The organism is Brevundimonas sp. AVps7 (genome assembly GCF_058681545.1).
Window position 1 is genome coordinate 1,824,081 of the sequence record NZ_CM178742.1, and the last position, 17,509, is coordinate 1,841,589.

Consider the following 17,509-nt stretch of genomic DNA (forward strand, 5'->3'; position numbering starts at 1 on the left):
ACAACCGGCCCATGTCCGACGCCGCCATCGCCGACGCCACCCGGGGAGAGGAAGTCCCCTCCTCCCGTGCGCCCCAGTTGCATCTGGACGAGGACCTGATGGCCTCGCCTGCACGGTTCTTCAACCGCGAGATCAGCTGGCTGGCGTTCAACGCCCGTGTGCTGGAAGAAGCCGCCAACCCCAGCCACCCCTTGCTGGAACGGCTGCGGTTCCTGTCGATCTCGGCCAATAACCTCGACGAGTTCTTCATGACCCGGGTTGCGGGGCTGAAGGGTCAGGTTCGCGAGCGGGTGCGGGTGCTGTCCGCAGATGGCCTGACCGCGGCCGAACAGCTGGAGAAGGTCAACGTCGCCGCCGGCGAGCTGATGGCCGAACAGCAGAAGCGCTGGCGGCAGTTGCGCAATGAGCTGACCACGGCGGGCATCGAGGTCGTCAAGTCGACCAGGATCACCAGGACCGACAAGGACAGGCTGGAGCCCGAGTTCCTCAGCCAGCTGTTCGCCGTTCTGACGCCCCTGGCCATCGACCCGGCGCATCCCTTTCCCTTCCTGCCGAACCTGGGCTTCTCCCTGGCCCTGAAGCTGCGGCGCGAGCGGGACAACAAGACCCTCTATGCGCTGGTGCCGGTCCCAACCCAGGTGCGGCGCTTCTGGGAGCTGCCGGGCGACGGACGCTCGGTGAAGGGGCGGCGACGGTTCGTCACCCTGGAAACCGTGCTGCTGCTCTTCATCGAGCACCTGTTCCCGGGCCACGAGGTTCTGGAGAAGGGCGTGCTGCGTCTGATCCGCGATTCGGACATCGAGATCGAGGAAGAGGCCGAGGACCTGGTCCTCGAGTTCGAGGAGGCCCTGAAACAGCGTCGCCTGGGATCGGTGGTGCGGGTCAAGATCGAGGCGTCCATGCCCGACGATCTGCGCGAGTTCATCGTCGGCGAACTGGAGGCCTCGCCCCAGGATGTGGTTCTGGTCGACGGCATGCTGGGCCTGGCCCAGCTGGGCGAACTGATCCCCTCGGGCCATCCCGACCTGAAATTCCCCGGCTACGAACCCCGCTACCCGGAGCGGGTTCGCGATCAGGGCGGCGATGTCTTCGCCTCGGTGCGCGAGAAGGACATCCTGATCCACCACCCGTTCGAGAGCTTCGACGTGGTGGTGCAGTTCCTGCGTCAGGCGGCGCGCGATCCCAACGTCATCGCCATCAAACAGACCCTCTACCGCACCTCCAAGGACAGCCCGATCGTCGCGGCCCTGATCGAGGCGGCCGAAAACGGCAAGAACGTCGTCGCCCTGGTCGAAATCAAGGCCCGGTTCGACGAGGAGGCCAACCTGCGCTGGGCCCGCGCCATGGAGCGCGCCGGCGTCCACGTCGTCTTCGGCTTCGTCGAGTACAAGACCCACGCCAAACTCAGTGTCGTCGTGCGCCGCGAGGGCGACGGACTGAAAACCTACTGCCACTTCGGCACGGGCAACTATCACCCGATCACGGCCAGGATTTACACCGACCTCAGCCTCTTCAGCTCGGACCCGGTCCTGGCGCGCGATGCCTCGCGGGTGTTCAACTACATCACCGGCTACGCCCAGCCCGAAGATCTGGAGGCGCTGGTCGTCTCACCCCTGAACATGAAGTCGACCCTGATCGAGCTGATCGGCAAGGAGATGTCGGCGGCGGCCAAGGGCAAGCCGGCGGCCATCTGGGTCAAGCTGAACGCCCTGGTCGATCCGGAGATCATCGACGCCCTGTACCGGGCCAGCCAGTGGGGCGTGCGAATCGAACTGGTCGTGCGCGGCATCTGTTGCCTGCGGCCCGGCGTGCCGGGCCTGTCGGAGAATATCCGGGTCAAGTCAATCGTCGGCCGCTTCCTGGAGCACAGCCGGATCATCTGCTTCGCCAACGGCAAGGAGTTGCCGCACGACAAGGCGAAGGTCTTCATCTCCTCGGCCGACTGGATGACCCGCAACCTCGACCGCCGGGTCGAGATCATGACCCCGATCACCAACGTCACCGTCCACGACCAGGTGCTGGACCAGATCATGGTCGCCAACCTGAAGGACGACGCCCAGAGCTGGGTGCTGGGCGCCGAAGGCGGCTACACCCGGGTCACGCCGGCCGATCCGGCGCGCCCCTTCTCGGCGCACAAATATTTCATGACCAACCCCAGCCTGTCGGGCCGGGGCCGCAAGGTGAAGACCCGGCCGGAAGCGCTGCGTTACGATCGGCCCGGTAAGTGAGCGAATTCTATGCGACGCCGCGCGAGGCGGCGGTCATCGACATCGGCTCGAACTCCGTCCGCATGGTGCTGTACCGGCTGGAAGGCCGAGCCATCTGGACCGTGTTCAACGAAAAGGTCCTGGCCGGGCTGGGCCGCGATCTGCCCGAAACCGGCAAGCTGTCGCCTGCGGGCGTCGAGATGGCGATGATCGCCCTTCGCCGGTTCGCGGCCGTACTGGAGGGCGTGCGACCGGCCTATACCTTTGTCGCCGCCACCGCCGCCGTGCGCGAAGCCCGTGACGGTCCGGACTTCTGCGACCGCGTCGCCGCCACGACCGGCCTGCGCGTCCGTGTCCTGACCGGCGAGGAAGAGGCCAAATATGCCGCGCTGGGCGTTCTGGCCGGGGAGCCCCGTTCGACCGGCGTCGCCGCCGACATGGGCGGGTCGAGCCTGGAACTCATCAGGGTCGGGGATGGAACGGCGTCGTCAGGCGTCACCCTGCCGCTCGGGCCGTTCAGCCTGGCGGATCCCGGAGGGTTCGACGCCGGACGGCTGCGCGCCACAATCGCGGAACGGCTGAAACCGGCGGCGAAGCGGTTCTCCGCCAGTGAACTCCACGCCGTAGGCGGCGGCTGGCGGTCGTTGGCCCAGTTGCACATGGAGATGAGCGACTATCCGCTCCGTATCGTCCACCAGTATGCGATGAGCGCCGAGGATGCGCGCGGCGTCGCGCGGCTGGTGGCGCAGCAGTCGAAGGCGTCGCTGGACCGGCTGCCCGGCGTGTCCAAAAGGCGCGCCGAAACCCTGCCCTATGCCGCCCTGGTGCTGGAGGGGCTGATCGACACCCTGGGGCTGAAGACCATCACCTTCTCGGCCTGGGGCCTGCGCGAGGGCCTGCTGTACGAGACTCTCGATCAGGACGAGGCGCCCGCCGACCCGCTGATCGCCGGGACCGCCGCACTGGGCGCACGTCAGGGCATCTCGCCGGCCATGCCCGCCGCGCTCAACGCCTGGCTCGGCGATGTCATCGCGGCCCTGCCCCAGGCGTTCAGCCCGGAGCGCGACGCCGTGCTCGCCGCCGCCGCCTGCCGCTTGGCCGATCTGGGCGCCCGATTGCACCCCGATCACCGGCTCGAGCTGGTGTTCGACCAGGTCCTGCGCGCGCCGATCCCGGGCCAGACCCATCCCGAGCGGGTCTGGCTGGCCTGCGCCCTGAACGGCCGCTACGGCGGTGGAGCCTCCACCCCCGCCCCCGCCGTCGTCGACCGGCTTCTGAGCGACGACGCCCGCGCCAGCGCCCGGGCTCTGGGCCTGGCCATGCGACTGGGCTGCGACCTGTCCGGACGTTCGCCCCAGTTGCTGGCCAACGCCTCGGTCACCGTGAAGAACGGCGTGCTGAAACTTGCCGCGTCCTCAGGCTATGCCGACGTCCTGCTGGGCGAGCAGACGCGGCGCCGCGCCAAGGCTCTGGCCGAGGCGATGGGGCTCAAGCTGGAAATCTGACGCGGCCCGGCCCATCGTGCGTCCGAACAGGGAGGCGATCATGGCTGTCACCGGCATCGGCGGGTTCTTTTTCCGCTCCAGAGACCCAAAGGCCCTGGCGGCCTGGTATCTGGAACACCTCGGCGTCGGCGCGCCAGAGGGTGTGTTCGTCTGGCCCCAGCAGGCGGGGCCGACCGTCTTCTCGCCGTTCAAGGCCGACACCGACTATTTCGCGGCCGACAAGTCATGGATGATGAACCTGCGGGTCGACGATCTGGACGGGTTGAAGGCCAGTCTCGCCGCCGCCGGGATCGAAGTGATCACCAAGCCGGAGTGGGACGCAATGCCGGAAGTCGGCCAGTTCGCCCGCATCCACGACCCCGAGGGCAACCCCATCGAGCTGTGGCAGCCGGCGGCCCAGCCGTAACGACTACTCGATCTCGACGACCTCGACGCGGGCGCCGTTAAGGACCAGGGCGATCTCGCCGCGCTTGAGCTTCAGGGCGTCCTCGCCGAACAGCTGACGCCGCCATCCGATAAGCGCCTCGACCGGGGCGTTGTCGTCAATGGCGATGCGTTCGAGGTCGGCGACGTTGGCGATCAGCTTGGACGCCACGCCCGCATTGTCGCTCTTGGCCTTCAGCAGCACCTTCAGCAGTTCGACCACCGACGGCGGCGCGGGCTGGTTGTGGGCCGGACGATCCAGCTTGGGCGCGTGCGCCTCCGGGTCCGCCATGACGCGCTTCAGTTCCTCGGTCAGCTCAAGGCCGAGACGCGAACCGCCAAATCCCTTGGGCACGGAACGCAGGCGGTTGAAGGCCTCGACATCCATCGGGGCCTGGGTCGCGATCTCGTCAATCGCCTCGTCTTTCAGGATGCGGCCGCGCGGCTGGTCGCGGTCCTGGGCCGCTCGCTCGCGCCAAACCGCCGTCGCCTTGAAGGCGGCGAGGTATTTCGCGTTGTACTTCTTGGGCTTCAGCCGCTTCCACGCCTTTTCAGGATCGGTGTCGTAGAGGGCCGGATCGACCAGATCCTCCATCTCCTGCGTCACCCAGTCGAGGCGGCCGTCCTTGTTCAGCCGGTCGCGCAGCTTCGGATACAGCGCCGCCAGATGGGTCACGTCGCCGATGGCATAGGTCAGTTGGGCGTCCGACAGCGGACGGCGCGACCAGTCGGTGAACCGGCTTCCCTTGTCGAGATCGATACGCAGCATCTGGCGAACCAGACCGTCATAGGCGACCTGATCGCCGAACCCGGCGGCCATGGCCGCGACCTGGGTGTCGAACATCGGCTTGGGCATGGCGCCCAGCTTGACGAAGATTTCCGTGTCCTGACGCGCGGCGTGGAAGACCTTCACGATCTTCGGATCGCGCAGGATGTCCAGGAAGGGCTCCAGATCCAGGCCCTCAGCCTGCGGATCGATGATGGCCTCGTGCTCCGGCGTGGCGGCCTGGATAAGGCACAGCTTGGGCCAGTAGGTCGTCTCGCGCATGAACTCGGTGTCCACAGCGATAAACGGAGCTTCGGCGACGGCGGCACAGAACTGAACCAGTGCGTCATTGGTGGTGATCGGCGTCATTGAAATGCTATAGCCCCGCCCGACGCCGTCGTGGCAAGAGCCGCGACCATATTTCAGCACCGATTCCAGGCCTGTGAGCGATGAGCGACACGAATAATCCGCTGCCGAACGGCCTGACCTATGCCGATGCAGGCGTGGACATCGATGCCGGCGACATGCTGATCGAGCATATCAAGCCCCTCGCGAAGTCGACCGCGCGCCCCGGTTCCGAGCCCTCTCTGGGCGGATTCGGCGCCCTGTTCGACCTGAAGGCGGCGGGGTTCGTGGATCCGCTGATCGTCTCCACGACCGACGGCGTCGGCACCAAGCTGAAGATCGCCATCGAGACGGGCCGTCATGACGGCGTCGGCATCGACCTGGTCGCCATGTGCGTGAACGACCTGCTCGCCCAGGGCGCCGAGCCCCTGCTGTTCCTCGACTATTACGCCACCGGAAAGCTGGAGATCGACGCGGCGCGTCGGGTGGTGTCGGGAATCGCTGAGGGCTGCCGTCAGGCGGGCGCGGCTCTTGTCGGCGGCGAGACGGCCGAGATGCCGGGCATGTACTCGGGCGGCGACTACGACCTGGCCGGCTTCTCGCTGGGCGCCGTCGAGCGCGGCCACGCCCTGCCCCGGCTGGATCTGCAGAACACCGGCGACCTGATCATCGGCCTGGCGTCGTCGGGCCCGCACTCCAACGGCTATTCGCTGATCCGCAAGGTCGTGGACCGTTCGGGCCTGGCCTGGTCGGACGACGCGCCGTTCGCGAAGGACCGCTCGCTGGCCCAGGCGCTGATGGAACCGACCCGCATCTATGTGAAGTCGGTCCTGCCGCTGATGAAGGCTGGCCTGGTCAAGGGGGGGGCGCACATCACCGGCGGCGGTCTGATCGAGAACCCGCCCCGCTGCATCGCCGAGGGCCTGTCGGCCGAGTTCGACTGGAACGCCTGGCCTCTGCCGCCTGTGTTCCAGTGGCTGGCCGAGACGGGCGGCATCTCGGACCACGAGATGCGCCGGACCTTCAACTGCGGCATCGGCTTCATCCTGATCGTCGCGCCGGAGAATGCCGAAGACGTGCTGGCGGGATTGCTGGAAGCCGGTGAAGCGGCGTTCGTCTGCGGGCAACTGGTCTAACTTCTTTCTCCCGGCGGGAGAGGGATGCGGTTAGTTTGCCTCGAATCTGGAGTTCCGCATGCGCTTGATCGCCCTCGCCGCCCTGCTGGCAGCCGTCCCCTTCACGGCCCAGGCCCAGACACCCGCCGCCATCGAACAGCCGCTGCTGCACACCGTCGTCTCCCGGGTGGAGGCCGACCGGATGCATGCCGACATCACAGCGCTTGTCAGCTTCGGCACCCGCCACACCATGTCCGAAACCCGATCCGAGACGCGCGGAATCGGCGCCGCCCGTCGCTGGACCGAGCGCGAGTTCCGCCGCATCTCTGCCGAGTGCGGGACCTGCCTCGAAATCGCCCTGCCGGCTGACACCGTGACCGGCGCCCGCGTCCCGACCCCGACCGAGGTGGTCAATGTGGTCGCCATCCAGCGTGGGACGGGCGACCCCAACCGGGTCATCATCATCTCCGGCCACATCGACAGCCGCGTCACCGACGTGATGAACTTCACCGCCGACGCGCCGGGCGCCAATGACGACGCCTCGGGCGTTGCGGCCGTGCTGGAGGCCGCGCGCGTCCTGTCCAAACACACGTTCGACGCCACCCTGGTCTATGCCGTCCTTTCGGGCGAGGAGCAGGGTCTGCTGGGCGGCAAGATCCTGGCGGATTATGCCAAGGCCCAGGGCTGGGTCGTCGAGGCCAATCTGAACAACGACATCGTCGGCAACTCGGAAGGCCAGTCGGGCGTCCGCGACACCACCCGCGTCCGCGTCTTCTCCGAGGGCACCAAGACGGTGGAGACGGCGCTGCAAGCGGATCGCCGTCGCTACAACGGCGGCGAGGTCGACTCATCCTCGCGCAATCTGGCCCGCTACGTCGACGGCATCGCCGATCGCTATCTGGCGAACTTCGACGTCGACATGATCTATCGCACCGATCGCTTCGGACGCGGCGGAGATCAGGTCGAGATGCTGCGCGCCGGCTTCCCCGCCGTGCGCATCTCCGAGGGCGCCGAGAACTACGACCGCCAGCACCAGGACCTGCGCACCGAGAACGGCGTCGAATACGGTGACACGATCGAGGGCGTGGACTTCGACTACCTGGCCCAGGTCGCGCGGCTGAACATCGCCACCATGGCGGCGCTCGCCTCCGCCCCCATGGTCCCTGCTGACGTCACCATCGAAGGCGCGGTCAAGCCGGACACCACCCTGCGCTGGTCGGCGGTTCCGGGCGCGGCGGGCTATCGCGTCTGGTGGCGATCGACGACGGCGCCCCAGTGGACCTTCAACCGCTCGGCCGGAACGGCGACGTCGCTCGTGCTCGCCGGCATCCCGATCGACGACTATTTCTTCGGCGTCTCGGCGATTTCCGACGACGGGTTCGAGAGCCCGGTCGTCTATCCCGGCCCGGCCGGCGCCTTCGTGTCGGTCGGCGACCCGCCGCCGCCTCCCGCCCGATGAGCCAGACCGGGGCCCGCGTCCGGGTGGCCGTGCTGATCTCCGGCGCCGGATCCAACATGGCGGCCCTGATCGACGCGGGTCAGGCGGCCGGTGCGCCTTATGAGGTGGTTCTGGTCTTGTCCAACGACCCGGCGGCGGGCGGCCTCGCGGTCGCGCGTTCCAAGGGCGTCGCCACCGCCGCCGTGGATCACAGGCCTTTCGGCAAGGACCGGGCCGCCCACGAGGCCGCGATTCAGGCGGAACTGAAGACTGTAGGCGCCGATGTCATCGCCCTGGCCGGCTATATGCGCCTGCTCACGCCCTTCCTCGTGGGCGCCTGGGACGGCCGGATGCTGAACATCCACCCCAGTCTGCTGCCGAAATATCCCGGTCTCGACACCCACGCCCGCGCCCTGGCGGCCGGCGACGCCGAGGCCGGCTGCACGGTCCATCTGGTCACCGAGGGGGTGGATGAAGGCCCTGTCATCGCCCAACAGGCCGTGCCGGTCGTCGCCGACGACACGCCCGCGACCTTGGCCCAGCGCGTCCTGCAGGCCGAGCACGCCCTCTACCCGCGCGCGCTGGCCGACTTCTGCCGGGCCCGGATTATAACTTCGTAATCATCGCGCTTTGCCCGCGACAACCGGCCGCGCCGGAGTCAGTGTCCGCGAAATTCAGACAGGGATCCTTCATGTCCAGACTCCGCCTCATGGCGTGCGCCGCCGGCGCCGCCCTCATGTTCGCCTCGCCGGTTCTGGCCCAGACCGCGCCCCTGCCCGTCGAGATCCCGTCCGAGGATCAGGCCGAGATCGGCGTCTTCGGCTTCGACCTGAACGGCATGGACACCTCGATCCGGCCCGGTGAAGACTTCAACCGCTACGCCAGCGGAACCTATCTGGCCAACACGCCGATCCCGGCCGACAAGGCCTCCTACGGCATGTTCACGGTTCTGCGGGACCGTTCGGACGCCAATCTGCGCACCATCATCGACGAAAGCGCCGCCAACCCGGGCGCCAGCGCAGACGCGACCCGCATCGGCTCCATGTATTCCGCCTTCCTGGACGAAGCCGCCGTCAACGCCCTCGGCGCCTCGCCGCTCCAGGCCGATCTGGCCGAGGTCCGCGCCGCCGACACCCGCGAGAAGCTGGCGACCCTGATGGGCCGCACCCAGTATGGCTTCGGCGCCAGCATCTTCGGCGTTCAGGCCTTCGAGGACCTGCGCACCCCGGATCGCACCTCGGCCTATGTCGTTCAGGGCGGCATCGGCATGCCTGACCGCGACTACTATCTGGAAGACCGGTTCGCGACCCAGAAGGCCGCCTATCGCGTCTACATCGAACAGGCCCTGACCCTGGCCGGCTGGCCCGAGCCGGCCGCCGCCGCCGACGCCATCCTGGCCTTCGAGACCGCGATCGCCCGGGAACACTGGACCCAGGTCGAGAACCGCCAGATCGACAAGCTCTACAACCCGATGACCGTGGCCGAACTGAACACGGCCGCTCCCGGCTTCGACTGGGCCGCATGGGCGACCGCCGCGGGCCTCGGCGCCGACCGCACCCTGATCGCCGCCAACAACACCGCCTTCCCCGGCATGGCCCGCGTCTTCGCCGAGACCCCGATCTCGACCCTGCAGTCGTGGGAAGCCTTCCACGTCATCGACCAGGCCGCCCCCTATCTGTCCGACCCGTTCGTCCAGGCCCGGTTCGAGTTCTTCGGCAAGACCCTCAGCGGTCAGCAGGAGATCCAGCCCCGCTGGAAGCGCGGCGTGACCCTGGTCGAGGGTTCGCTGGGTGAATCCCTGGGCCGCGAATACGTCGCCCGCCACTTCCCGGCCGAGTCCAAGGCCCAGATGGAGGAGCTGGTCGCCAACCTGCGGGCCGCCATGACCGTCCGCATCCAGAACCTCGACTGGATGAGCCCGGAGACCAAGGAACAGGCCCTCTACAAGATGAGCCGCTTCGGGGTGAAGATCGGCTATCCGGACGAATGGCGCTCCTATGACGGGCTGAACCTCGTGGCCGGCGATCTGTACGGCAACGTCGAACGCTCGTCGGCCTTCGAGTGGGAGTTCGCCCTCTCCAAGCTGGATCGCCCCGTGAACCCGCTGGAATGGGGCATGACCCCCCAGACCGTGAACGCCTACTACAACCCGCCGCGCAACGAGATCGTCTTCCCGGCCGCCATCCTGCAGGCGCCCTTCTTCGATCCGCGCGCCGATCCGGCGGTCAACTACGGCGGTATCGGCGCCGTCATCGGCCACGAGATCACCCACGGCTTCGACGACCAGGGGCGCAAGACCGACGGCGACGGCGTGCTGCGTGACTGGTGGACCGCCGAGGACGCGAGGAAGTTCGAGGAGCGGGCCGCGGTCCTGGGCGCGCAATACTCGGCCCTGTCGCCTGTGGAAGGCGCCACCGTCAACGGCGACCTGACCATGGGCGAGAACATCGCCGACCTGGGCGGTCTGCTGATGGCGCTGGACGCCTACCGCATGTCGCTGAACGGCCAGCCGGCCCCGGTGATCAACGGCCTGACCGGCGATCAGCGCGTCTTCCTGGGCTGGGCCCAGGTGTGGCGGACCAACAGCCGCGACGCCTATCTGCGCCAGCAGGTCACGACCGACCCCCACGCCCCCGCCATGTACCGCGCGGCCGTCCCGCCCCGGAACATCGACGCCTGGTACGCCGCCTTCGGCGTGGAGCCCGGCGACGAACAGTATCTGGCCCCCGAAGCCCGGGCCCGGATCTGGTAGTTGTGAAAAGGCCCCGGAGCGATCCGGGGCCTTTCTTCTTTTTAGTGGGCGATCGCTCGCGACGCGGTCGCGCGCGGCTTGAGCCCGTTCGTGGTGCGTCGCGCTTAGCGCGGACGACGCGGCGTGGTCGCTGCGCCGGCCACGCCGCCGATCGCGGCGCCGGCCACGGTCGAGCCGGTGTCGCCGCCGATGGCCTGGCCGGCGAGCGCGCCGCCGATCGCGCCCGTCGCGGCGCGCTGTTCCATCGTCGTGCCGCAGGCGGCCAGCAGGGCCATGGCGCCGACCAGCGGGGCCATCTTGATGATCGTCTTCATGGTGAAATCTCCTGTGTCGGCCCGGGGGGATGCCGTGGAGACCAAACGAAAAGCCCCGCGTCCGGTTCCGGACGCGGGGCTTTCCTGAAGGCTCGCTATCGCTCGTCCCCCGGTCCGATCTCCGATCGGCCGCAGGACAGGCTCGCGGTCGCTTGCTGCTTGAGCGAGCTTTTATTTCAAGCGTTTAGCCGACGATGTCGGCGTCCGTGAAGAACTGGGCGATCTCGATCGCGGCGTTCTCTTCGCTATCCGAACCGTGGACCGAGTTCTCGCCGATCGACAGGGCGAACAGCTTGCGGATCGTGCCCTCGGCAGCGTCCTTCGGGTTGGTGGCGCCCATGACGTCGCGGTATTTGGCGACGGCGCCTTCGGCTTCCAGAACCTGGACAACGACCGGCTCGGCGATCATCTGGCCGACCAGCTCGCCGTAGAACGGACGCTCGGCGTGGACTTCGTAGAATTTCTTGGCCTGGGCCTCGGTCAGCTTGATGCGGCGCTGGGCGACGATGCGCAGGCCGGCGCCCTCGATCACGGCGTTGATGGCGCCCGTCAGGTTGCGGCGCGTGGCGTCGGGCTTGATGATCGAGAAGGTACGGTCGGTCATGAGGAGACTTCTTGTTGGGAGTTTGAAGGTCGCGGGCTTATAGACGCCGCCTCCCCGGTTTCCAACATGATGTTGGCTCCTATCGTTCCCCGCGCGGCGGCTCGCTGCTTGAGGAGCGGATTTTCGCCCTTCGGACGTTTGTCTTCGCCATGCTCCAGATCACCAACCTGACGTTCAACGCCTGGGGTCGCCAGTTTCTGGACGACGCCTCGGTCAGCCTGCCGCCGGGCTCCAAGGTCGGTCTGGTCGGCCGCAACGGCATCGGCAAGTCGACCCTGTTCAAGATCATCCTGGGCGAACTGGCCGGCAACGGCGACGAGGTCTCCCTGCCGAAGACGGCCCGCATCGGCTCGGTCGATCAGGAGCACCCGGCCACCCCCGTCAGCGTGGTCGAGACGATTCTGGAAGCCGATACCGAGCGCCACGACCTGCTGGGCCGTCTGGAGACCGCCGAGCCGGAGGAGATGGGCGAGATCTGGACACGGCTGATCGAGATCGACGCCGACGGCGCGCCCTCCCGGGCCGCTGAAATCCTCGCCGGTCTCGGCTTCGACCACGAGAACCAGCAGCGTCCGATGTCGGAGTTCTCCGGCGGCTGGCGCATGCGCGTCGCCCTGGCCGCCGCCCTGTTCGCCCAGCCCGACATGCTGCTGCTGGATGAACCGACCAACTACCTCGACCTCGAAGGCGCCCTGTGGCTCGAGGCGCGGCTGAAGAAATACCCGGCGACGGCGCTGATCATCTCCCACGACCGCGAGATGCTGAACGAGGTCTGCACCCACATCCTGCACCTGGCGAACCGCAAGCTGGAAATCTACACCGGCAACTACGACCAGTTCGAACAGGCGCGTGCCGAGAAGGCCCGCCTGCAGCTGTCGGCAAAGGCCAAGCAGGACGCCGAACGCGCCCACCTCCAGTCCTTCGTCGACCGGTTCAAGGCCAAGGCCTCCAAGGCCGCCCAGGCCCAGTCGCGCATGAAGCGTCTGGCCAAGATGCAGCCGGTCTCGACCACGATCGAGGAACGCGTCGCCCCCTTCACCCTGCCCTCCCCGCCGCGTCCTCTGGCCCCGCCGCTGATCCGGCTGGAGCGCGCCAATGTCGGCTACGAGCCCGGCCGGCCGATCCTGCGCAATCTGAACCTGCGCATGGATCTGGACGACCGCATCGGCCTCCTGGGCGTCAACGGCGCGGGCAAGTCGACCTTCGCCAAGATGATCGCGGGCGCGCTCAAGGTCACCGAGGGCGAACTGCACCGCGACAAGAAGATGCGCGTGGGCTGGTTCCACCAGCACCAGATCGAGGCGATGGACCCGACGGACACGCCGCTGGAGATCATCCGCCGCGCCATGCCGGATGCGCCCGAAAGCGCGCGTCGGTCAAAGCTGGCCCAGTTCGGCCTGAACTATGAGAAGCAGGAGACCACGGTCGACAGCCTGTCCGGCGGCGAGCGCGCGCGCCTGCTGCTGAACATGGTGGCCATGGAGGCGCCGCACGTCCTGATCCTCGACGAACCGACCAACCACCTGGACATCGACAGTCGCCGGGCCCTGCTGGATGCACTCAACGACTACACGGGCGCCGTCATCCTGATCACCCACGACCGGTCGCTGATGGAGATGGTCGCCGACCGGCTTTGGCTGGCCGCCGACGGCACGGTGAAGCCATTCGACGGCGACATGGACGACTACGCCAGGTTCGTCCTCGACCGCGCCAAACAGGCCGCGGTGAAGCCCAGCCAGATCAAGAAGGAAGAGGCGGCTGTCGCCTCCGCTCCGGCTGCCAGGCCCCAGAAGCAGAAGTCCGGCCCTTCGCCGTCGACCCTGCGCCACGCAGTCAAGAAGGCGGAGGAACGCGTCGTCGCCCTGACCGCCGAGATCGCCCGTATCGACGACGACCTCGCCAACGCCGCCGTGTCCAATCCGAAGGCTCTGGAAGGCCTGACCCGCGCCCGCGCCAGGACCCAGATCGACCTCGACGCCGCCGAAGCCGCCTGGATGACCGCGGAGGAAACCCTCGCCGAGATCTCCTGATGAAGCCGATCGTCTTTTCGAAGGAAGAGCAGCGCGACCTGATACCGCGCATCAAGGCCTTCGTGCGCGACGAACTGGATCAGGAGATCGGCGACCTGCAGGCGTCGATGCTGATGGATTTCTTCGCCAACACACTGGGCCATGCCGTCTACAATCGCGCGGTTTACGACGCTCAGGCCCTGATCGCAGCGAAGGCCGACGAGATGGCCGAGGCGCTGTATGCCCTGGAGCGGAAACCCTAGCCCCCGAACACCACTCGTCCGCCGACGATCGTCATCTCCACCCGTCCCTGAAGCCTGCGCCCGTCGAAGGGCGAGTTCTTCGATTTTGACCGCAGCGTCGCGGCATCCACGATCACCGGCGCGCCGGGGTCGAACAGGATCAGGTCCGCCGGCGCTCCGGCTTCCAGCACGCCCGCGTCCAGCCCCAGCAAGGTCGCTGGCCCATGGGTCAGCGGCCGCAGCACGTCGAGGATATCCAGCCCCTCCTCGTGATGCAGGCTCAGGGCCGCGGGCAGCAAGGTCTCCAGACCCACGGCTCCAGGCGCGGCCTCGGCGAACGGGCGACGCTTGTCCTCGGCGGGCGCGGGGGTGTGGGCCGAGGTGATGGCCTCGATCAGGCCGTCGCGGACCGCCTCGATCAGGGCCCGCCGGTCGCTCTCGGGCCGCAGCGGCGGCTCCAGGCGGAAGAAGGTGCGGTAGTCGCCGATATCGATCTCGTTGAAGCACAGGTGGTTGATCGAGACCGAGGCCGCGACCTCCAGCCCCCTGCCCCGCGCCCGCGCCAGCACCTCCAGCGCCGCCTCGGTCGAGATTTGATCCACAAGGAAGCGCACGCCCGTCTGTTCGACTAGGGCCAGGTCGCGCTCAAGCTGGATGCGCTCGGCGATGGCCGGGGCCCCCGACAGGCCCAGCCGTGTCGCCAGTTCGCCCGATGTCGCCACCGAGCCTTCGGTCAGCCACGGATCGGCCGGCCGACAGGCGATCAGGGCATTGAAGGCCGTCGCATAGGCCATGACCCGCTGCAGCACGCGGCTGTCGGCGATGACGTGGTCGCCGTCGGTGAAATACAGGGCGCCGGCCTCGTGCATCAGGCCGATCTCGGCCATCCGCTTGCCGTCGCGCGCCTTCGTCGCCGCGCCCGCCGCCCGCACGTTGACCAGGTTCAGGGCCGCGCCCCGCCTCTGGATGAAATCAACCATGGCCGGATCATCCACAGCCGGATCGGTGTCCGGCTGGATGACCACCGTGGTGACCCCGCCGGCCGCTGCGGACAGGCTGGCGGACTTCAGCGTCTCCTTGGGCTCGGCGCCCGGCTCGCCGGTGCGCACGCGAATGTCGATCAGGCCAGGCGAAAGGCAGAGGCCGCGCGCGTCGAGGATTTCCGTGGCCGAGACCGCGACAGACCCGCGCTCGACGCGGGTGATGACGCCGTCCTCGATGACCACCGAGCCGGGGCCGTCGTAGTCGCTCGCCGGGTCCAGCAGGCGGGCGTTGATGATGGCCTGCGAGCTCATGCCGCGCCCTCCAGACGAGCCGACAGCGAGGCCAGCACCGCCATCCGCGCCGCGACCCCCATCTCGACCTGGTCCTGGATCAGCGACACTGTCAGGTCGTCGGCGACGTCGGAATCGATCTCCACCCCCCGGTTCATTGGTCCCGGATGCATGACCCTGGCCCCGGCGTTGGCCCAGGCCAGTTTCTCGCGGTCGAGGCCCCAGAAGCGGAAATACTCACGTGTCGAGGGGACCAGCGCCCCGTCCATCCGCTCCAGCTGCAGCCTCAGCATCATGACGACATCGCAGCCCGCCAGGCCCTCGCGCATGTCATGGAAGACCTCGCAGCCCCAGCGGTCGGCATCGCCGGGCACCAGGGTCGGCGGCCCGATCAGCCGCACCCTCGCGCCCATCATCGACAACAGCGCAACATTGGAGCGCGCCACCCGGCTGTGGGCGATGTCGCCGCAGATGGCGACGGTCAGCCCGCCAACGTCCCCGAAGGCGCGGCGCAGGCTCAAGAGGTCCAGTAGGGCCTGGGTCGGATGTTCGTGACGGCCGTCGCCCGCGTTGACGACCGCGCACCCGACCTTCTGCGACAGCAGGGCCGCCGCGCCCGAGGCGCCATGGCGAACGACGAGGATGTCCGGCTTCATGGCGTTCAGGGTGACGGCGGTGTCGATCAGGGTCTCGCCCTTCTTCACCGACGACGCCTGCACCGGCATGGTCACGACGTCGGCGCCCAGTCGCTTGGCCGCGATCTCGAACGAGGAGCTGGTACGGGTCGAGTTCTCGAAGAACAGGTTCATGACCGTCCGGCCTCGCAGCAGGTCGAGCTGCTTGGTCGACTGCCGGTTCAGATCGACGAACGCATCCGCGAGATCGAGCAGGCTCAGCACGAACGGCGGGTTCAGATCCGCCGCGGCGAGGAAATGCGATTTCGGGAACGGGACCAGCCGGTCGGCGATCAGGTCGGCGGCTGCATCATGCTGGGTCATTAAAGCCCGGCTATACGGACCCCGACGCCCGATCTCAAGAAGGATGGGCCTCAAGTCAGGTGATAGATGAACAGCAAGAGCGGGATCATCGCGGCGCTGACCACGGTCGTCAGGGCAATGACTCCGGCCATCAGGGGCGCATCCCCGCCCATCTGACGCGCCAGCAGATAGGAGGCCGCTGCGCCCGGGGCGGCTCCGCACAGCATCGCTACGCCCTGCGCCAGATGATCCCCGCCCAGCAGGATGCACAGGCCCCACATCAGGGGCGGCATGATGATGAGCTTCACGAACGTGACGCCCGCGATGGTGAACTTGCGCCGCGCCACCTCGGCAAAGCTCAGGCCCGCGCCGGCGATAATCAGCCCCAGCGGCAGGGCGGCGGACCCCAGCAGTTCCAGCGTATCCGAAATCCCCGGCAGCCTCGGCACACGGGCGAAATTCAGCGCCAGTCCGATCAGACAGGCCAGCAGGATGGGATTGGCGAGCATCGCCTTGCCCAGCGCCCACGGCGTCACGACGCGTTGATCCGCGCCCCACTTCGCCAGCACGGCGACGCAGGAGATGTTGGTCACCGGAATGATGCAGGCGATCATCACCGCCGCCAGCGCCAACCCCTCGGCCCCGAACGAGGTCTGGATCACCGGCAGGAAGACGAAGCTGTTCCAGCGGATCACGCCCTGGAAAACACTGGTGTAGGCCGGGCCCTCGATCGTCATCAGCGGTTTGGCTAGCAGGGTCCCGGCCGACACGATCAGGACCGCGATCACCGCCGCCCCCGCCGCCGCGCCCGCGCTGCCGCCCGAGAGGTCCGCGCCCCAGATCGCCGGGATCAGAAAGCCCGGATAGAGCAGATTGATCGACAGCTTCTCGATCGGCCGCCACGTCGCATCGGGCAGGAAGTCTGTCTTCTTCAACCCGTAGCCGAGTGCGATCATGATGAAGACCGGCAGGACCCCGGCGAACAGGGCGATCATACCCAGGTCTGCTGATCGCGAACCCGATCCAGCGCTCCCTGCAGGATCCAGGCGGCGGCCGTCCGATCGACCACCCCTGCGCGCCGCTTTCGCGACAGGTCCAGCTCGTCGATGAGGAACCGCTCGACCGCCGAGGTCGACAGCCGCTCGTCCCAGAAGGCGACGTTCACGGGCCGGAACCGCTCCAGATTGCGCGCGAAGGCCCGGCACGACTGGGCGCGCGGCCCCTCGGTCCCGTCCATATTGACGGGCAGGCCGATGACGAGGCCCGACACCTTCCTCGCATCCATCAGCTTGAACAGGGCCTGGGCCTCTGCGGTGAACTTCGATTTCCGGATGAGCTGCAGCGGGCTGGCGATCAGGCGGGTGGTGTCCGAGACGGCGATCCCGATGGTCGTCTCGCCGAGATCCAGCCCCATCCAGGCGGTGCCGGGCGGGCAGGCGGCGGGCAGGTCTGTCAGATTCAATACGGGCACAGGGGCGCGGTAGGCGTTGCCATCCCCCCTGTCAAAGCCCAGCATAATGTCAGCCTTGGAGGGCCCC

The 17,509-nt window shown here is 67.8% G+C and carries 16 protein-coding genes; 9 read left to right on the forward strand and 7 right to left on the reverse strand.

What is annotated here, in order from left to right; genetic code table 11:
- Positions 1-11: 11 nt before the first annotated feature.
- The 3 genes from ACW17Y_RS09135 to ACW17Y_RS09145 all read left to right on the forward strand — a co-directional run bounded on the left by ACW17Y_RS09135 (position 12) and on the right by ACW17Y_RS09145 (position 4,118).
- Positions 12-2,228, forward strand: coding sequence for an RNA degradosome polyphosphate kinase (locus ACW17Y_RS09135; protein ID WP_492035411.1), 2,217 nt, complete (start codon positions 12-14; stop codon positions 2,226-2,228).
- Between the two features lie 62 nt (positions 2,229-2,290).
- On the forward strand, positions 2,291-3,712 hold the full coding sequence (locus ACW17Y_RS09140) for a Ppx/GppA phosphatase family protein (RefSeq protein ID WP_492038273.1): 1,422 nt from the start codon (positions 2,291-2,293) through the stop codon (positions 3,710-3,712).
- Positions 3,713-3,752: 40 nt separating this feature from the next.
- A complete protein-coding gene (locus ACW17Y_RS09145) occupies positions 3,753-4,118 on the forward strand; it encodes a VOC family protein (protein ID WP_492035412.1) in 366 nt (121 codons plus the stop codon).
- A 3-nt stretch (positions 4,119-4,121) separates the two neighbouring features.
- Here the strand turns inward: ACW17Y_RS09145 and rnd are convergent, their stop codons facing one another.
- Positions 4,122-5,270, reverse strand: coding sequence for a ribonuclease D (rnd, locus tag ACW17Y_RS09150; RefSeq protein WP_492035413.1), 1,149 nt, complete (start codon positions 5,268-5,270; stop codon positions 4,122-4,124).
- Between the two features lie 80 nt (positions 5,271-5,350).
- On the opposite strand from rnd, the gene purM reads away from it, so the two are divergent.
- The 4 genes from purM (at position 5,351) to ACW17Y_RS09170 (ending at position 10,551) form a co-directional block, all read left to right on the forward strand.
- Positions 5,351-6,382: a phosphoribosylformylglycinamidine cyclo-ligase gene (gene purM / locus ACW17Y_RS09155; protein ID WP_492035414.1), complete on the forward strand. Its 1,032-nt coding sequence runs from the start codon at positions 5,351-5,353 to the stop codon at positions 6,380-6,382.
- Between the two features lie 58 nt (positions 6,383-6,440).
- Positions 6,441-7,820 carry a M28 family peptidase gene (locus tag ACW17Y_RS09160; RefSeq protein ID WP_492035415.1) on the forward strand — a complete coding sequence of 460 codons (1,380 nt, stop codon included), beginning with the start codon at positions 6,441-6,443 and terminating at the stop codon, positions 7,818-7,820.
- Positions 7,817-8,419, forward strand: coding sequence for a phosphoribosylglycinamide formyltransferase (gene purN, locus ACW17Y_RS09165; protein WP_492035416.1), 603 nt, complete (start codon positions 7,817-7,819; stop codon positions 8,417-8,419). Before ACW17Y_RS09160 ends, purN begins: the two co-directional genes overlap by 4 nt.
- Before the next feature lie 71 nt (positions 8,420-8,490).
- On the forward strand, positions 8,491-10,551 hold the full coding sequence (locus tag ACW17Y_RS09170) for a M13 family metallopeptidase (protein ID WP_492035417.1): 2,061 nt from the start codon (positions 8,491-8,493) through the stop codon (positions 10,549-10,551).
- Between the two features lie 104 nt (positions 10,552-10,655).
- On the opposite strand, the gene ACW17Y_RS09175 is transcribed toward ACW17Y_RS09170, so the two are convergent.
- Together ACW17Y_RS09175 and ndk are read right to left on the reverse strand one after the other, a co-directional pair.
- Positions 10,656-10,865 carry a YMGG-like glycine zipper-containing protein gene (locus ACW17Y_RS09175; protein WP_492035418.1) on the reverse strand — a complete coding sequence of 70 codons (210 nt, stop codon included), beginning with the start codon at positions 10,863-10,865 and terminating at the stop codon, positions 10,656-10,658.
- 184 nt (positions 10,866-11,049) lie between these two features.
- Positions 11,050-11,469 (reverse strand): nucleoside-diphosphate kinase, encoded by a 420-nt coding sequence (gene ndk, locus ACW17Y_RS09180; RefSeq protein WP_492035419.1) that lies wholly within the window; start codon positions 11,467-11,469, stop codon positions 11,050-11,052.
- Between the two features lie 149 nt (positions 11,470-11,618).
- Between ndk and abc-f the strand changes: the two genes are divergently transcribed.
- Together abc-f and ACW17Y_RS09190 are read left to right on the forward strand one after the other, a co-directional pair.
- Positions 11,619-13,499: a ribosomal protection-like ABC-F family protein gene (gene abc-f / locus ACW17Y_RS09185; RefSeq protein WP_492035420.1), complete on the forward strand. Its 1,881-nt coding sequence runs from the start codon at positions 11,619-11,621 to the stop codon at positions 13,497-13,499.
- Positions 13,499-13,741, forward strand: a complete 243-nt coding sequence (locus tag ACW17Y_RS09190; RefSeq protein WP_492035421.1) for a DUF2164 domain-containing protein — start codon at positions 13,499-13,501, stop codon at positions 13,739-13,741. Before abc-f ends, ACW17Y_RS09190 begins: the two co-directional genes overlap by 1 nt.
- Here ACW17Y_RS09190 and pyrC read toward each other — a convergent pair.
- The 4 genes from pyrC to ruvX are packed head-to-tail and all read right to left on the reverse strand — an operon-like array spanning position 13,738 to position 17,442.
- The gene (gene pyrC, locus ACW17Y_RS09195; protein ID WP_492035422.1) at positions 13,738-15,015 is read right to left on the reverse strand and encodes a dihydroorotase; all 1,278 of its coding nucleotides are present in this window, start codon (positions 15,013-15,015) and stop codon (positions 13,738-13,740) included. The genes ACW17Y_RS09190 and pyrC overlap by 4 nt on opposite strands.
- Positions 15,012-15,992, reverse strand: a complete 981-nt coding sequence (locus ACW17Y_RS09200) for an aspartate carbamoyltransferase catalytic subunit (RefSeq protein WP_492035423.1) — start codon at positions 15,990-15,992, stop codon at positions 15,012-15,014. Before ACW17Y_RS09200 ends, pyrC begins: the two co-directional genes overlap by 4 nt.
- Before the next feature lie 50 nt (positions 15,993-16,042).
- Positions 16,043-16,966 (reverse strand): AEC family transporter, encoded by a 924-nt coding sequence (locus ACW17Y_RS09205; RefSeq protein WP_492035424.1) that lies wholly within the window; start codon positions 16,964-16,966, stop codon positions 16,043-16,045.
- Positions 16,963-17,442: a Holliday junction resolvase RuvX gene (gene ruvX / locus ACW17Y_RS09210; RefSeq protein ID WP_492038274.1), complete on the reverse strand. Its 480-nt coding sequence runs from the start codon at positions 17,440-17,442 to the stop codon at positions 16,963-16,965. The genes ACW17Y_RS09205 and ruvX overlap by 4 nt, the downstream gene beginning before the upstream one ends.
- Positions 17,443-17,509: the final 67 nt, after the last annotated feature.

Coding starts and splice junctions, on each gene's coding strand:
- ACW17Y_RS09170 (WP_492035417.1), top strand. CDS start 8,491: ATGTCCAGACTCCGCCTCATGGCGTGCGCCGCCGGCGCCGCCCTCATG.
- ACW17Y_RS09175 (WP_492035418.1), bottom strand. CDS start 10,865: ATGAAGACGATCATCAAGATGGCCCCGCTGGTCGGCGCCATGGCCCTG.
- ACW17Y_RS09135 (WP_492035411.1), top strand. CDS start 12: ATGTCCGACGCCGCCATCGCCGACGCCACCCGGGGAGAGGAAGTCCCC.
- abc-f (WP_492035420.1), top strand. CDS start 11,619: ATGCTCCAGATCACCAACCTGACGTTCAACGCCTGGGGTCGCCAGTTT.
- ACW17Y_RS09145 (WP_492035412.1), top strand. CDS start 3,753: ATGGCTGTCACCGGCATCGGCGGGTTCTTTTTCCGCTCCAGAGACCCA.
- ndk (WP_492035419.1), bottom strand. CDS start 11,469: ATGACCGACCGTACCTTCTCGATCATCAAGCCCGACGCCACGCGCCGC.
- ACW17Y_RS09190 (WP_492035421.1), top strand. CDS start 13,499: ATGAAGCCGATCGTCTTTTCGAAGGAAGAGCAGCGCGACCTGATACCG.
- rnd (WP_492035413.1), bottom strand. CDS start 5,270: ATGACGCCGATCACCACCAATGACGCACTGGTTCAGTTCTGTGCCGCC.
- ACW17Y_RS09160 (WP_492035415.1), top strand. CDS start 6,441: ATGCGCTTGATCGCCCTCGCCGCCCTGCTGGCAGCCGTCCCCTTCACG.
- pyrC (WP_492035422.1), bottom strand. CDS start 15,015: ATGAGCTCGCAGGCCATCATCAACGCCCGCCTGCTGGACCCGGCGAGC.
- ACW17Y_RS09205 (WP_492035424.1), bottom strand. CDS start 16,966: ATGATCGCCCTGTTCGCCGGGGTCCTGCCGGTCTTCATCATGATCGCA.
- ACW17Y_RS09140 (WP_492038273.1), top strand. CDS start 2,291: ATGGTGCTGTACCGGCTGGAAGGCCGAGCCATCTGGACCGTGTTCAAC.
- purM (WP_492035414.1), top strand. CDS start 5,351: ATGAGCGACACGAATAATCCGCTGCCGAACGGCCTGACCTATGCCGAT.
- ACW17Y_RS09200 (WP_492035423.1), bottom strand. CDS start 15,992: ATGACCCAGCATGATGCAGCCGCCGACCTGATCGCCGACCGGCTGGTC.
- purN (WP_492035416.1), top strand. CDS start 7,817: ATGAGCCAGACCGGGGCCCGCGTCCGGGTGGCCGTGCTGATCTCCGGC.